13 protein-coding genes are annotated in these 14,882 nt (G+C 63.7%); 8 read left to right on the top strand and 5 right to left on the bottom strand.

Annotated features, from left to right (window positions below):
• Positions 1-21: 21 nt before the first annotated feature.
• From ACPF9B_RS05030 to ACPF9B_RS05010, 5 genes are all read left to right on the top strand, one after another.
• Positions 22-861, top strand: coding sequence for an AAA family ATPase (locus ACPF9B_RS05030; RefSeq protein WP_007205045.1), 840 nt, complete (start codon positions 22-24; stop codon positions 859-861).
• 98 nt (positions 862-959) lie between these two features.
• The gene (locus tag ACPF9B_RS05025) at positions 960-2,291 is read left to right on the top strand and encodes a DUF2927 domain-containing protein (RefSeq protein ID WP_424179670.1); all 1,332 of its coding nucleotides are present in this window, start codon (positions 960-962) and stop codon (positions 2,289-2,291) included.
• Between the two features lie 20 nt (positions 2,292-2,311).
• Entirely contained in the window at positions 2,312-2,482 is a 171-nt protein-coding gene (locus ACPF9B_RS05020; RefSeq protein ID WP_007205047.1) for a hypothetical protein, read from the top strand.
• A gap of 4 nt (positions 2,483-2,486) precedes the next feature.
• Positions 2,487-3,674, top strand: coding sequence for a vWA domain-containing protein (locus ACPF9B_RS05015; RefSeq protein WP_424179668.1), 1,188 nt, complete (start codon positions 2,487-2,489; stop codon positions 3,672-3,674).
• 103 nt (positions 3,675-3,777) lie between these two features.
• Positions 3,778-4,464, top strand: coding sequence for a M48 family metallopeptidase (locus ACPF9B_RS05010; protein WP_424179666.1), 687 nt, complete (start codon positions 3,778-3,780; stop codon positions 4,462-4,464).
• Here the strand turns inward: ACPF9B_RS05010 and ACPF9B_RS05005 are convergent.
• The 3 genes from ACPF9B_RS05005 to ACPF9B_RS04995 are packed head-to-tail and all read right to left on the bottom strand — an operon-like array spanning position 4,461 to position 6,816.
• On the bottom strand, positions 4,461-5,006 hold the full coding sequence (locus ACPF9B_RS05005; RefSeq protein ID WP_424179664.1) for an RSP_2648 family PIN domain-containing protein: 546 nt from the start codon (positions 5,004-5,006) through the stop codon (positions 4,461-4,463). The two genes, ACPF9B_RS05010 and ACPF9B_RS05005, sit on opposite strands and share 4 nt — an antisense overlap.
• A complete protein-coding gene (locus tag ACPF9B_RS05000; RefSeq protein ID WP_424179662.1) occupies positions 5,003-6,208 on the bottom strand; it encodes an RSP_2647 family RNA methyltransferase in 1,206 nt (401 codons plus the stop codon). The genes ACPF9B_RS05005 and ACPF9B_RS05000 overlap by 4 nt, the downstream gene beginning before the upstream one ends.
• A gap of 50 nt (positions 6,209-6,258) precedes the next feature.
• Entirely contained in the window at positions 6,259-6,816 is a 558-nt protein-coding gene (locus ACPF9B_RS04995; protein WP_007205052.1) for a DUF6778 family protein, read from the bottom strand.
• 172 nt (positions 6,817-6,988) lie between these two features.
• Here ACPF9B_RS04995 and edd point away from each other — a divergent pair, with 172 nt between their 5' ends.
• From edd to ACPF9B_RS04980, 3 genes are all read left to right on the top strand, one after another.
• Positions 6,989-8,794: a phosphogluconate dehydratase gene (gene edd / locus ACPF9B_RS04990; protein WP_424179659.1), complete on the top strand. Its 1,806-nt coding sequence runs from the start codon at positions 6,989-6,991 to the stop codon at positions 8,792-8,794.
• 81 nt (positions 8,795-8,875) lie between these two features.
• Complete coding sequence (gene eda / locus ACPF9B_RS04985) at positions 8,876-9,520, top strand: bifunctional 4-hydroxy-2-oxoglutarate aldolase/2-dehydro-3-deoxy-phosphogluconate aldolase (RefSeq protein WP_040482811.1); 645 nt, start codon at positions 8,876-8,878, stop codon at positions 9,518-9,520.
• Between the two features lie 69 nt (positions 9,521-9,589).
• A complete protein-coding gene (locus tag ACPF9B_RS04980; protein ID WP_424179657.1) occupies positions 9,590-11,770 on the top strand; it encodes a methyl-accepting chemotaxis protein in 2,181 nt (726 codons plus the stop codon).
• Between the two features lie 9 nt (positions 11,771-11,779).
• Here the strand turns inward: ACPF9B_RS04980 and ACPF9B_RS04975 are convergent, their stop codons facing one another.
• Together ACPF9B_RS04975 and ACPF9B_RS04970 are read right to left on the bottom strand one after the other, a co-directional pair.
• On the bottom strand, positions 11,780-12,055 hold the full coding sequence (locus tag ACPF9B_RS04975; protein WP_424179655.1) for a hypothetical protein: 276 nt from the start codon (positions 12,053-12,055) through the stop codon (positions 11,780-11,782).
• Complete coding sequence (locus ACPF9B_RS04970) at positions 12,052-14,811, bottom strand: glutamine-synthetase adenylyltransferase (RefSeq protein ID WP_424179653.1); 2,760 nt, start codon at positions 14,809-14,811, stop codon at positions 12,052-12,054. The genes ACPF9B_RS04975 and ACPF9B_RS04970 overlap by 4 nt, the downstream gene beginning before the upstream one ends.
• Positions 14,812-14,882 lie beyond the last annotated feature (71 nt).

Here is a 14,882-nt window from a genome sequence, read left to right as displayed (position 1 = left end):
AGAAATCAAAGGGTAAAGATCATGCAGTTCACCGGCACCGACAGCTATATCGCGACCGACGATCTGAAGATGGCGGTCAATGCTGCGGTCACGCTGGAACGCCCTTTGCTGGTCAAGGGTGAACCCGGCACCGGCAAGACCGAACTGGCCCGTCAGGTCAGCGCCGCGCTTGGCCTGCCGATGATCGAATGGCACATCAAATCCACCACCAAGGCGCAGCAGGGCCTTTATGAATATGACGCCGTGAGCCGGTTGCGCGACAGCCAGCTGGGTGATGCGCGGGTCAACGATGTTGCCAATTACATCAAGCGCGGCAAGCTGTGGCAGGCCTTTGCCGCCCCGGGCCGTGTCGTGCTGCTGATCGACGAGGTGGACAAGGCCGATATCGAATTTCCCAATGATCTGTTACAAGAACTCGACCGGATGGAATTCCATGTCTACGAGACCGGCGAGACCGTGCGCGCGATCCACCGGCCCATCGTGATCATCACATCCAATAATGAAAAAGAACTGCCCGACGCCTTTTTGCGGCGCTGTTTTTTTCATTACATCCGGTTTCCCGACATCGAGATTCTGCGCCGGATCGTGGCGGTGCATCATCCGCAGATCAAGGATGCCTTGCTGACCACCGCGCTGACCCAATTTTATGACATCCGCGACACGCCGGGGCTGAAAAAGAAGCCATCTACGTCAGAAGTGCTGGATTGGCTGAAACTGCTGCTGGCCGAGGATCTGACCCCCGAAGACCTGCGCCGTGACGGGGCCGATGCGCTGCCGCGCCTGCATGGCGCATTGTTGAAAAATGAACAGGATGTGCATCTGTTCGAACGACTTGCCTTCATGGCGCGTGGCAAAAGGTGATCACGCGGCACCCTGATCCGGCCTCTACGTGCCTGACCAAGCGCATGAGGGGCGCGCCGTCTGCCCTGCCGATCCTTAAATATCTATGCCTGCTTGGCATGCTTGTGTTGGCCGCCTGCACGCCACAACTGCGCGTGGCAGGGCCTGACGGGGTCGCGCCGGTCCGCTTGGATTTTCCCTCGATGCGCAGCTTTGCCGCCGCCAACCCCGGCCCCGCGCGCCGCCCCAATGCGCAGATCGCGCGCGATTTTTCCGATCTGAGCTTTCAGCTTGAAAGCGGGCGGCCGATCCCGCTGTTCACCCGTTTTGAAGGGCCGGTCACGGTGGCGTTCAACGGCCCTGTCCCCGCGCAACTGGCCGCCGATCTTGACGGTCTGCTGGCGCGGCTGCGCGCCGAGGCGGGGATTGATATCAGCCAGATCACGGGCGGCGATGCAACGATCCGGATCGAGCTGGTAGCGCCACGCCAGTTGCGGCAGGCCGCCCCAGGTGCGGCCTGTTTCGTGGTGCCGCGTGTCCGCGACTGGGCCGCATTGCGCCGCAACCGCCAAAGCCCGCTGATTGATTGGACCACATTGCAGGTCCGCGAACAGGCTGCTGTGTTCATCCCCAATGATGCAACCCCGCAGGAAATGCGCGATTGTCTGCACGAGGAACTTGCACAGGCGCTGGGGCCGCTGAATGACCTGTATCGCCTGCCCGATTCCGTGTTCAACGATGACGACATGCATGCCGTGCTAACCGGTTTCGACATGCTGATCCTGCGCGTCACCTATGCGCCCGAATTGCGCAGCGGCATGACCCCGCCAGAGGTGATGGCGCGGGTGCCGGGCATTCTGGCACGGATCAACCCTGCGGGCGCGGGCGGCGCAGCACCGCTCACCGCGGCCACGACCCGCGACTGGACGCAGGCGATCATCATCGCCTTGGGCGGCACCGCATCGCGCGGGGTCCGCCAGCAAGCCGCGGCGCATGCGGTGGCCATCGGTCAGGCGCGCGGCTGGACCGGCACGCGCGCGGGGTTTGCGCAATATGTTTTCGGCCGGTTGCAGATTGGGACCGACCCGCCACTGGCCTTGGGCGCGTTCAATGCCGCGACCCGCGCCTATGCGGGCGATCCGAACCTGCGCATCCAAGCTGCACATGTGGCACAACAGCAGGCCGCCTTTGCCTTGATCGCGCGCGATCCAGAGGCGATACTGGCCCTGACAGGCCCGGCCATCACCGTGGCGCGCCAGCATGAAAACGCAGCCCTGCTGGCCGTGCTGATGATGTTGCGCGCCGAAGCTTTGGACCTGCAGGGCCAACCCGAAGCCGCAATGGCGCTGCGGCTGGACAGTCTGGGATGGGGGTTATACGGGTTCGGCGACAGGGACGCGGTGATTGAACGGCTTAATGAAATCGCCAGCCTGTCGCGCCTGCCAAGCTGAACCCATAGAAAGGTGTCACGATGATCTATCCACTGTCCGGGCTGCTGATCGGGGCCGCCATCGGCGCTTGGCGCGCAAAGGCGAACGGCGGCAAGCCGCTTGATATGCTGCAATGGGGCGCGGCCTTTGGGATTGCGCTGGGGCTGGTTGGGTTGTTCGTGCTGATCTTCGTCGAACGCAGCCTGCTGTGACCTGATGTTCTTGCCGTTTTTCGACAATCTGCGCAAAGCCGGACTGCCGGTCAGCTTGCGCGAATTCTTGTCGTTTCTGGAAGGCATGAAAGCGGGCCTTGCGACTTATGATGTCGAGGCGTTCTATTTTCTGGCCCGCACCGTGATGGTCAAGGATGAACGCCACCTCGACCGGTTCGACCGCGCCTTTGCCACAAGTTTCGCGGGGCTGGAGGCGATCCCCGCCGAGGCCGTGCTGAACGCCATCGATATCCCCGCCGATTGGTTGAAAAAACTGGCCGAAAAGCACCTGAGCGCGGATGAAAAGGCCGAAATCGCGGCGCTTGGCGGGTTTGACAAGCTGATGGAGACCCTCAAGCAGCGGCTGGCCGAGCAGAAAGGCCGCCATCAGGGCGGGTCAAAATGGATCGGCACGGCGGGTACATCGCCATTCGGGGCCTATGGTTATAACCCCGAAGGCGTGCGTATCGGGCAGGATCAAAGCCGCCACCAGCGCGCGGTGAAAGTTTGGGACAAGCGCGAATTCCGCAATCTCGACGACAGCGTCGCGCTTGGGACGCGCAATATCAAGGTGGCGCTCAAACGCCTGCGCCGCTGGGCGCGCGACGGCGCGCCAGACGAGCTGGACCTGCCCGGCACAATCCGCGCGACGGCGGAACATGGCTATCTGGATGTCAAAACCCGCCCCGAACGGCGCAATGCGGTCAAGGTGCTTTTGTTCTTGGACATCGGCGGGTCGATGGACCCGCATATCAAGGTGGCTGAGGAATTGTTCAGCGCCGCGAAATCGGAATTCAAGCATTTCCAGCATTTCTATTTCCACAATTGTCTTTACGATGGGGTGTGGAAGGACAATCGCCGCCGCTGGGATGCGCAGACACCCACATGGGATGTGCTGCATACCTACGGGCCTGATTACAAATGCATTTTCGTGGGTGACGCCAGCATGTCACCCTATGAGATCGCCTATCCGGGCGGGGCCAATGAGCATATGAATGCAGAGGCCGGCGCCGTCTGGCTGGCCCGCGCGCGCGATCAGTGGCGCGATACGCTTTGGATCAATCCGGTCGAGGAACGCCAATGGCCCTACACCCAGTCGATCGGCATGATCCGCGAGATTTTCGGCGCGGAGCGGATGGTGCCGATGACGCTAGACGGGATCAACCGCGGCATGAAGGCGCTGGTCGGATAAAAAAACTTTTGGCGCGCTGCGCGGGAGTATTTTTGGAAATAAGAAGCCGGGCGCGACAAAGCGGGCCATTGGCAAGCCGGGCCGCGCGCGCCATATCGGGACCATGATGAAATTTTTGCCGATCTTCCTTGCGCTGGTTTACGGATACGCGATGTTTCGCTTTTCGGTGTGGCGGACTGCGCGCGCATTGGACGACAAATCGACCGAACTGGCCGATCCGATGATCAAGGTGTTGATGGAGCGGATGGCCAAGGCGCTGGGGATCGACCGGATCCGTGTGCATATTTACGAGATCCCGCAGGTCAACGGGCTGGCGGCCCCTGACGGTCGGATTTTCATCACACGGGGATTTTTCAACAAATACCGCGCGGGCGAGGTTTCGTCCGAGGAAATGGCCAGCGTGATCGCGCATGAATTGGGCCATGTCGCTTTGGGCCATTCGCGCCGCCGGATGATCGATTTTTCCAGCCAGAATGCGATGCGCACTGCACTTGCAATGATCTTTAACCGGTTTCTGCCCGGCATCGGGCCTTGGATTGCCGGCGCGCTGATCAGTCTGGTCGCTGCACGTCTGTCGCGCGATGACGAATTCGAGGCGGATGCCTATGCCTCGGCCTTGCTGGTCAAGGCGGGGATCGGCACAGGGCCGCAGAAAACGCTGTTTGCCAAGCTGGAAAAGCTGACCGGGGCGCATGGCGCCGCCACCCCCGCCTGGATGCTGAGCCATCCCAAGACCGCCCTGCGCATCGCGGCGATCGAGGCGCATGAAGCCAAGTGGCAGGCGCCCTAGCGCGCGGTCAGCGCCTTGCCCAACCTTGGCAGACGCGCCTTTTTCAGCAGCGCGCGCAGGGTCCAGTCCTGACCGGAGAGGCGCTGCGCCTCGGCCAGCACGCCGTCTGCCACACTTTGCACGGGTTGCGGCGCATGCTGCCACAGGTCCAGCAGGAAATTGTCGGGGTCCAGCCGTTGCAGACCTTCGTCGTCCAGAATGTTGCGCGGGAAATCCTTGGCGTTCATCGTCAGGATCGCGTCACAGGACCCTGCGACGGCCGCGGCCAGAACGTGGATATCGCCGGTATCAGGCAGCCAGAACCGCCGTTCGATACCGGTCTCATAGCGGATGTTTGCACCTGGAAAGCGCGCCGCTAATGCAGCGATTTCGCCCCGCGCCCAGATTTCCTGCGCCGGGCCAAGCTTGGCTGCGGCCCGCGCCCATTCCTCCAGCACCCGCGCCGACCAGCGCGGCGCGAACAGCCCTTGCGCCGCGCAGCCCAGCACCATTTCCCGCATCACCGTGGGATAGAGCACACAAGCGTCGATCAGCACCTTCATAGGCGGAAGAACACGGCTTTCAGATAGCCGCTTTCGGCCAGATGCGGCATCAGCGGGTGGTCGGGTCCGGCGAAACCGGTATGGATGATCTGCCCACGCCGCCCTGCCCGCCCGATCCCGCGTGCCGATGCATTGCGGAACTTGGTCAGATCCACCGCATGCGAGCATGAACACAGCGCCAGGTACCCGTCCGGTGCCACCAGCGGTGCCGCCAGACGCGCCACCCGTTCATAGGCGCGCAATCCCGCCTCGAGCGCGGCCTTGCCCGGCGCAAAGGCAGGGGGATCGCAGATCACAACATCGAATTGCGCGCCTTCCTCGGCCAGGGCAGTCAGCACGTCGAAGGCATCGCCCTTGCGCGTGCTGAACCGGTCTGCCACGCCCATCGCGGCGGCACCCTGTTCGGCCAGATCAAGCGCCGGCGCAGAGCCATCTACCGCCAGCACCGATGCTGCCCCCTGCGCCAGTGCCGCAAGCCCGAAGCCGCCGACATGGGCAAAGACATCCAGCACCCGCGCATCGCGCGAAAGCCCTGCGGCAAAGGCATGGTTGGGCCGCTGGTCAAAGAACAGGCCGGTTTTCTGCCCGCCCATGATATCGGCCAGATAGGTCGCGCCATTCATTGGCACCGCAACGGGCGCTGTGGGGGCATTGCCGGCCAACACATCCATCCGCTCTGCCAGCCCTTCCAGCGCACGGGTCCGGCCGGTGCCGTTCATAATGACAGTTGTGACGCCGGTGACATCCTGCAAAGCCGCGACCAGCGGCGCAATCAGCACATCGGCCCAAGCCGCATTGGGCTGCACCACGGCAATATCGCCGAATCGGTCGATGATGACGCCGGGCAACCCGTCAGCCTCTGCATGGATCAGCCGGTAGAACGGCTCGGGATAGACCCGCGCCCGATGCGCCAGCGCCCGGCTGATCCGGGCGGCGAACCAGGCCTGATCAATCACGGCGTCGGGGTTCTGGTCCAGCATCCGGCAGATGATCTTTGACGCGGGGTTGACCGCAACGACACCCATCGGGGTGCGGTTCGCATCTTCCAGCAGCGCGAGGCTTCCCGCGGGCAGGCCGCGGGTGCGCCGGTCAGTCACCAGTTCATTGGCGTAAACCCAAGGATAGCCGTGGCGGATCGCCCGCGCCTCGGCCTTGGGGATGAGGCGCACTGTGGCGCGGTCGGATGCATCATGTTGTGTCATTCGCTGTCACTAGCGAAGGGCATTGTCCATGAAAAGACCCGATCGCAGCCTCAGCGCAATTGGTCAGCCAATACCGAAGTCAGGAAATCGGTGACGCGGACCTTTTGGGTGGCGCCCTGTGCGTCGAGTTGGGCATTGATATTGCCGCCCCACGCCTCAAGATTTGCAACAACGCGCCGCTTCGGCTCGATCACGGTGCCGATGTCAGCATCGCGCACCGTCAGATCAAAGACGATGTGATGAACGCCGCCGGTCGAAAATTCCGCACGGCGGGTCACGCCATGGAACCTGACCAGCGTAATGTCCAATGCGACCGGCCGGTCGCCAGCCCTGGTGGCAACGATATTGCGCGCCGCCGCCTCTTGGAACATCGCCGCGATCTGCGCGATCCGGTCACCCGGCGCATCGCCATGCCAGACGATGTCAGCCTGTGGATATATGCTGTTTTCTTCGGATATTGTCAGGTCGGCCAAAGCGCTAAAATTCACTCCGGCAAGCCGGTAATCGCGCGCGATGTCCTGACGGGGATCACCTTGTACGGTTCCAGCCGGGGCACAGGCCGCAAAGGCGCCGAGCAACGCCAATACACTCAAAAATCTTTGAAACATGACTACTCTTTCATCTCAACACACACCAACAGGCATGCTATATAAAAAATGCCCTCTTATTGCAACGACAAGAAATACCAGCCTTGGGAAATCAGGGTTCGGCATGGGCCGCGCCCTTGTTAGCGCTAACACAATCTGTTAGAGAGGCGACAACAAAAAGCCGAGGACCAAGATGCCGCTACACCCGACCATCGCCGCCGTCACCGACCGTATCCGCGCAAGGTCCGAAGGGCCACGCCGCCGCTATCTGGACACGATGGCGCGCGCCGCCGCCGAAGGCCCGCGCCGGGCGCACCTGACCTGTGGCAATCAGGCCCATGCCTATGCCGCGATGGGCGATGACAAGGCCGCGCTGACCGCCTCCAGTGCAGGCAATATCGGGATCATCACCGCCTATAACGACATGCTGTCGGCGCATCAGCCGTTCGAGACATACCCCGACAAGATCCGCGCCGCCGCGCGTGATGCGGGTGGCACAGCGCAGGTTGCAGGCGGCGTGCCTGCGATGTGCGACGGTGTGACCCAGGGCCAGACCGGTATGGAATTGTCGCTGTTTTCACGCGATGTGATCGCGCTGGCCGCAGGAGTAGGCCTGTCGCATAACGTGTTCGATTCCGCCATCTATCTGGGTGTCTGCGACAAGATCGTCCCCGGCTTGGTGATCGCCGCAGCGACCTTTGGCTATATCCCCGGCGTCTTTGTGCCTGCGGGGCCAATGGTTTCGGGCCTGCCCAATGACGAAAAGGCCAAGGTGCGCCAGCAATTCGCCGCAGGTGAAATCGGGCGCGACGCGCTGATGGCAGCAGAAATGGCCAGCTATCACGGGCCGGGCACATGTACCTTTTATGGCACCGCCAATACCAACCAGATGCTGATGGAATTCATGGGCCTGCATATGCCGGGCGCGTCTTTCGTCAATCCCGGCACGCCTTTGCGCGAGGCGCTGACCGTGGCCGCCACCGAACGCGCACTGGCGATCAGCGCGCTTGGCAATGCCTATACGCCGGTCTGCGACGTGCTGGATGAACGGGCCTTTGTGAACGGGCTGGTCGGGCTGATGGCGACCGGCGGGTCCACCAATCTGGTGATCCACCTGCCTGCCATGGCGCGCGCGGCGGGTGTGATCCTCGATCTGCAGGATTTTAGCGACATATCCGCCATCACGCCGCTGATGGCCAAGGTCTATCCCAACGGGCTGGCCGATGTGAACCATTTCCACGCCGCCGGCGGGCTGGCCTATATGATCGGGCAATTGCTGGACGCGGGGCTGTTGCACGACGACACGGTGACCATCGCAGGCAAGGGTCTTGCACATTACACGCGCGAACCAAAACTGGCAGAGACTGGCGTCATCTATGCAGACGGGCCAAAGATTTCTGCCAATGACCGCATCCTGCGGCCCGCCGCCGACCCGTTTCAGGCCTCTGGTGGGTTGATCCAGCTGCAAGGCAATCTGGGGCGCGGCGTGATCAAGACATCCGCAGTCGCCCCCGAACGGCACATCATTCAGGCACCTGCGCGGATCTTCCACACCCAGGAATCGGTAAAAGACGCGTTCAAAGCCGGTGAATTCACCAGCGACACAGTGATCGTCGTGCGCTTTCAGGGGCCGAAATCGAACGGCATGCCCGAATTGCACAGCCTGACCCCGATCCTCGCAGTGCTGCAAGACCGCGGGCACAAGGTCGCGCTGGTCACTGACGGGCGCATGTCGGGCGCATCTGGCAAAGTGCCATCAGCCATCCATGTCTCGCCCGAGGCCGCGGACGGCGGCCCGATCAGCCTGATCCGCGACGGCGATATAATCCGGCTTGACGCCACCACCGGCACAATCGCGGTGCTGGACGTGGACCTTGCCACCCGCAGCCCAGCTACCGCCGATCTGACCGGCAATGGCACCGGCGTCGGGCGCGAATTGTTCGAAATCTTCCGCCGCAGCGTGGGGCCTTCTGCCGACGGGGCGGGCGTCGTCGTCTGACGCCCCCCATTTCTTATTTCCAAAAATACTTCCGCCGGAGGCAGCGCAGTGCCTGCGGCCATAGCTTCAGAAAGACTGGACATGACCCCTCAGGATGCTTCCGCCGCCGCAATGAAAATCTGCCTCCTCGCCCCGGTGATCCCGGTTCTGGTGATCAGTGATGCCAGCTGCGCCGCGGACCTCGCGCGCGCGCTGGTCGCAGGCGGGCTGCCCGCGCTTGAAGTGACCTTGCGCACGCCAGCCGCCCTCGACGTGATCCGCGAAATGGCGGGCGTGGCGGGCGGGCATGTCGGCGCAGGCACGTTGCTGACCACGCGTGATGTCGAAAACGCCAAGGCGGCAGGTGCGACCTTTGGCGTTGCCCCGGGCGCCACTGACCGGCTGCTGGACGCCTGCGAGGCGAACGATCTGCCGCTTTTGCCCGGTGCGGCGACCGCCTCAGAAGCGATGCGCCTGCTGGAACGCGGCTATAGCGTGCAAAAATTCTTTCCCGCCGAGGCCAATGGCGGCGCTGCCGCGCTCAAGGCCATCGGCGCGCCGATCAGCCAGGTGAAATTCTGCCCCACCGGCGGCGTGACCCTGCAAAACGCGCCCGCCTATCTGGCGCTGTCCAACACATTATGCGTGGGCGGGTCATGGGTGGCCCCCGCAGATCTGGTGCAGGCCGGCGACTGGGCGGGGATCACCGCATTGGCCGCACAGGCAGCGGCGCTAGCGCGCGGATAAGACGGTATTTTCACCTTGCGTTAGGAATTACCCCCTATCCAGAACAGCGTAAGGGAATAGGGACTATTCATGCTGGCTCGGTGGTCTGTTGCGTGGCGCATCAACAGCGGCTTTGTCGTGCTGGCGTTGCTGATCATCGCCCTGTCGGTGGCTGCCGTTCGGGCGGTGGATAACCTGCGCAGCGATTTTGCCACCAGCGGCCAGATCGCGGCGCAGAACATGGCGGTAGGCGGGTTCATCCGGCAGATGCAAGCCGCCGAACGCACCGTACGGGCCTATGGCGCGGCCCCAACTGACGCCATGGCGCAAGCCGTTGCCGCTCATCTTGCGGCACTGCGCGATGATCCCGCGCTATCTGCGGCTTTTGCGCCCGGCACCGCAGCACGCACGGAAATCGACGCGGTATTGGCGCTGGCGCAGGATTACGCGACGACATTTACCCAGATCAGGGACCTGCGTGCCGCCGCCACCAACCCCGGCATCGCCCTGCAGGCAAAGGTGCAAGACATGCACGGCGCCCTGCGCAGCATCACCAACAGCGTCCGCGTCTCTGGCCGGCCACAGCTGGTGCAGGCCGCACAGACAGCGATGCACAGTTTCGATACCGCCACGCTGCATCTGGACAGTTATTTTAGCTTGCGCAACGACAATGACGGGCGTGCGGCGCGCGCGGCGCTTGATACCTTTGGCGCGGCGATGGCGCAGCTGGCACAGGCGGGCGCTGGTGCCTATCTGCAAAACCAGATCGCCCAGATCGCGGACGCTGTCCCCGCGCTGATCACGGATTTGGATCGCTACGCAGCCAGTATGACGCAGGCCGACAGGCTGGAAAGCACCGTACTGGCCCCGCTGGGGCAGCTGGTTCTGGACCGGCTGAATGCGCTGCTCCGCCAGATCGCGCAGGCCGGACAGGCCCATGATGACACCAGCGCCAGCCTGCTGGCGGATTTGCGCAAACTTATCCCAATGATGGGTCTGCTCACTGCTCTGCTGGCCCTGCTGGCCGGATATCTGGTCGCACGCGGCATCACTCACGCGATCACCCGACTGGTAGAGGCCACCAACAGGCTGGCGGCGGGCGATACCGCGACAGCCGTGACCGGCGGCGACACAGACCACGGGTTGGGGCGATTGGCGCAGGGTTTGGACGCGATCCGCGCGACACAGATCGCACAGGCAAATGCGGATGCGGCGCAAAATGCACAACAACGCGACCAAAAACAGGTGATCGACATGTTGCAATCGCAGCTGGTACGTTTGGCGGCGGGTGATCTGACCGTGCAGATCGATCAGCCCTTTGCCCCCGCCCATGACAACCTGCGCCAGGATTTCAACAGGGCAACCGATGCATTGCGCGCGCTGATCGGGCAGATGTCCCAGACCGCCGGGCTGGTCGCCGTGCAAACCCGCCAAGCGACATCGGCCACAGCGGCCTTGTCACAGCGCATAGAAAAGCAAGCGACGACGCTGGACCAGACCAGCGCCGCGCTGGACCAGCTGACAGCAAGCCTGCGCGCGGTCGCCGGTGATGCGCGCACAGTCGACAGCACAGTGACCGCCGCGCGCGCGCAGGCCACCAACAACAGCGATGTCGTGGCGCAGGCCGTCGCCGCCATGGCCGAGATCGGCGATTCGTCACAGCAGATGTCGCAGGTGATCGGGGTGATTGAAGATATCGCCTTTCAGACGAACCTGCTGGCGCTGAATGCAGGGGTCGAGGCCGCGCGCGCCGGTGACGAAGGGCGCGGCTTTGCCGTGGTCGCCGCCGAGGTGCGCACCTTGGCCCAAAAATCGGCAGAGGCGGCCAAACAGATCACCGCATTGATCGCCCGCAGCGGCAAACAGGTGCAACGCGGAACGGAACTTGTTGGTACCGCAGGCAGCGCGCTGTCGGATATCAGCACGCAGGTTGGCGAAATCGCCGCCCTGACCACGCGCATCGCCGCCGGCACGCAAGATCAGGCCACGGCTCTGTCGCGCATCACGACGGGCGTGACCAAGCTGGATCAAATGACCCAGCACCAATCAACAATGATCCACGATGCCAGAACGCGCGGCGCACAGCTCGATCAGGCGGCGGCGATGCTGACCGACCTGACGGGCCGCTTTGCCACCGGCCGCACACCCGCCCCATTGCTGACCGAAACGGCGATCATCCCGCTCGAGGCGGCGATTGGGCGCACAAGTGCCACGCTCTTGCATCCGCCCTTCAAATCATCGCAACGCAAGGCGCCGGTACCAGATGTTTAACCGCTTGCCCTAGCTATCGGCGCGCAACCGTGCATCGCGCCCGCCACGCCGCCGCGGCGGGGCGGCCATTGGCACAGCCTGCTGCAAGGTGCGCGTCATCGGGTGACCGGCTGGCGCATCCGCATACCGCGTCAGCACCGCGCGCACCGCGACACCGATGTCTTGACCGTCCGGCAGGCCCAGCACCCAATCCAGAAAAATCGACCGACACTCGGCCTCGGTAATGCCATCAATGCAAAACGCTTCGCGGATCAGGGCCTTGGTGTCATGCAGATCACCCTTCATCCGGTTCCTTTCAGACGGCGGCTGATGATGACATCTGCGGCCTTGTGCAAACGGGTCATCTGCGCCAGCAGCGCGTCCAACCCTTGGGTGTCAGTTTCACGCAGGATCATCCGGCGCGCCCCTTCACCCAGATCATTCGGGTCAAGCCCGCCCCCTGTCAAGAGCTTGACCGCCGCCTGCAATTTCCACAACAGCCGGGCGGCATCACACAGGGCCTGCGCATCCGCCGCATCCAGCCAGCCCGCGGCGACCCCGGCGTGCAATTGCGCATCCACATCACGCGCAGGACTGCCCGCGATCAGCGCCGCTGTCTGCGCGCATAATTCGATATCCTGCAACCGGCCCGGCCCGGTCTTGGCATCCCAAGCCTCGCCCGGCCCCTTGGCCTGCGCCAGCCGCATGCGCATTTCGGCCACATCGGCGACAACCGCCGCCCCCTGCCCTTTGCGCACCAACAGATCGCGGCGAAACGCCTCGATCGCGGCGCAAAGATTGGCATCACCCGTGATCGGGCGCGCGCGTGTCAGCGCCAGATGTTCCCAGGTCCAGGCATCGGTGTTCTGGTAATCGACGAAAGCATCCAAGGATGTGGCCACCGGCCCCTGCCGCCCCGACGGGCGCAGCCGCATATCCACCTCGTAAAGCCGCCCCGCCGCCATCGGCACGGCCAGCGCGGTGATCAAGGCCTGCGTCAGCCGCGCGAAATAGGCCCGCGTTGCCAAAGGGCGCGGCCCGTCAGAGGTTTCAACCCCCGCAGGGTCATAGATCACGATCAGGTCAAGATCGGACCCCGCGTTCAGCCGCGCCGCGCCAAGCGATCCCATCGCCACAACCGCCACGCCCCGCCCGGGCGGGGGGCCGTGTTTGCGCGCGAATTCCGCCACGATCACCGGCCAGAGCGCGGCAATCACCGCCTCGGCCAGATCGGCATATTGTGCGCCGCTGCCGACAGCGTCGATCAGCCCGCGCAGATGATGCACCCCGATGCGGAAATGCCATTCGCGCGCCCAGGTCCGTGCCGCGATCAGCTGGCTTTCGTAATCGGGATGGGTCGCCAGCACCGCGCCCAATTGATCGCGCAGCGCGGCCATGCCGGGCCATGGGTCAAAGAACGCGCCGCCGATCACCGCATCCAGCACGGCCGCATTGCGCGACAGATATTGCGCCAGCGCCGGCGCCGTTGCCGCGATATCGACGATCAGCCGGGTCAGTTGCGGATTGGCCTCGAACAGCGAAAACAATTGCACTCCGGCAGGCAGCCCCGCCAGAAAACCGTCAAATTGCGCCAGTGCTTCGTCCGGGCGCGCGGCCTCTTGCAGGCTGGCCATGATCTGCGGGATCAGCCGGTCGAAAATCTCGGTCGCGCGCGGGGATCGCAGCGCGGGATAGCCTTGCCAGCGCGCCACAACCTCCTGCCCCCAGGTGATCTGCGGTTTGGGTTTGGCATCGGGGGCAAAGAACCCTTCGGTCAGCACATGCACATCGGCAAGGCGGCGGGTCAGGTCGTGGCGCAATTCCGCGACATCGCGCCCCATGAAGGCCGCGAGCCTGTCGAACCCCGCCGCATCCTGCGGCAGATGATGGGTCTGCGCATCGGCGAACATCTGCACGCGGTGTTCCACCTCGCGGTGGTGGCGGTAGTGATCGAGCAATGTGTCAGCCACATCCGCCCCGATCCAGCCCGCCCCCGCAAGCGCATGCAAGCCTTCGCCGGTGCCACGCAGGCGCAGCGCCGGATCGCGCCCGCCTGCAATCAACTGGCGGGTCTGGGTGAAAAATTCAATCTCGCGGATACCGCCGCGCCCCAGTTTCATGTCATGCCCTGCCAGCGCGACCGGCCCGCCCAGCCCCTTGTGATCGCGGATTTTCAGCCGCATGTCATGGGCGTCCTGAATGGCCGCGAAATCCAGATGCTTGCGCCAGACAAAGGGGCGCAGGGTTTGCAGGAACCGCGCGCCAGCCGCCTGATCCCCCGCACAGACCCGCGCCTTGATATAGGCCGCGCGTTCCCATGTCCGGCCCACGCTTTCGTAATAGCGTTCTGCCGCTTCCATCGACAAACAGACCGGCATCACCGAAGCATCGGGGCGCAGCCGCAGATCGGTGCGGAACACATAACCGCCGTCTTTGACCTCCGACAGGATCGCCGTCATCCGGCGGGTCACGCGGATAAAGGCGGTGCGCGCCTCGAACACATCTTCGGGCGCGAAACGGCTGTCGTCGAACAAACAGATCAGGTCGATGTCAGAGGAATAATTCAGCTCATGCGCGCCCATCTTGCCCATGGCCAGCACGACCATGCCTGCGGCGTCCTGCGGCGCGCCGAGGGGGAGTTTTCCGCGCGCAACCTCGGCCGCGACCAGCCGCGTGACACAGGCCGCAACCGCCGCATCGGCAAAGCGGGTCAGCGTGCCGGTCACGGTTTCCAAAGGCCATACACCGCCCAGATCGGCCAGTGCCGCAACCAGCGCGATGCGCCGTTTCATCTGCCGCAGATGGATTGGCAGCGCGTCCAGCGTGACGGAGTCAAGCTGGACCAGCAAACCGTCCACCGCCGCTTCGGGATCATCGAGCGCGGCAGGCAGCCAGTCTTTTTCTTGCCGCATCAACCCTGCCAGATAGGGGCTGCATCCGGCAGTCCCGGCCAGCAAGGCACTGATTTCGGGCGCAAAGGCGGGCAGTTGCGTCAGCATATCCGCACCAAGCGCGGCGTCATACGGACGAGGGCAACGGGTGATGCGGCGGGCAATGCTCATGCGCTGCACATTGGGTGCAATCGGGGGGCTGGTCAATCGCCAACACCCCGCTAAGCTGCCCCAAACAGGAG

This window comes from Yoonia sp. TsM2_T14_4 (assembly GCF_049602355.1).
Classification (GTDB): Bacteria; Pseudomonadota; Alphaproteobacteria; order Rhodobacterales; family Rhodobacteraceae; genus Yoonia; species Yoonia vestfoldensis_A.
This window is presented reverse-complemented; position numbering and strand designations above follow the sequence as displayed.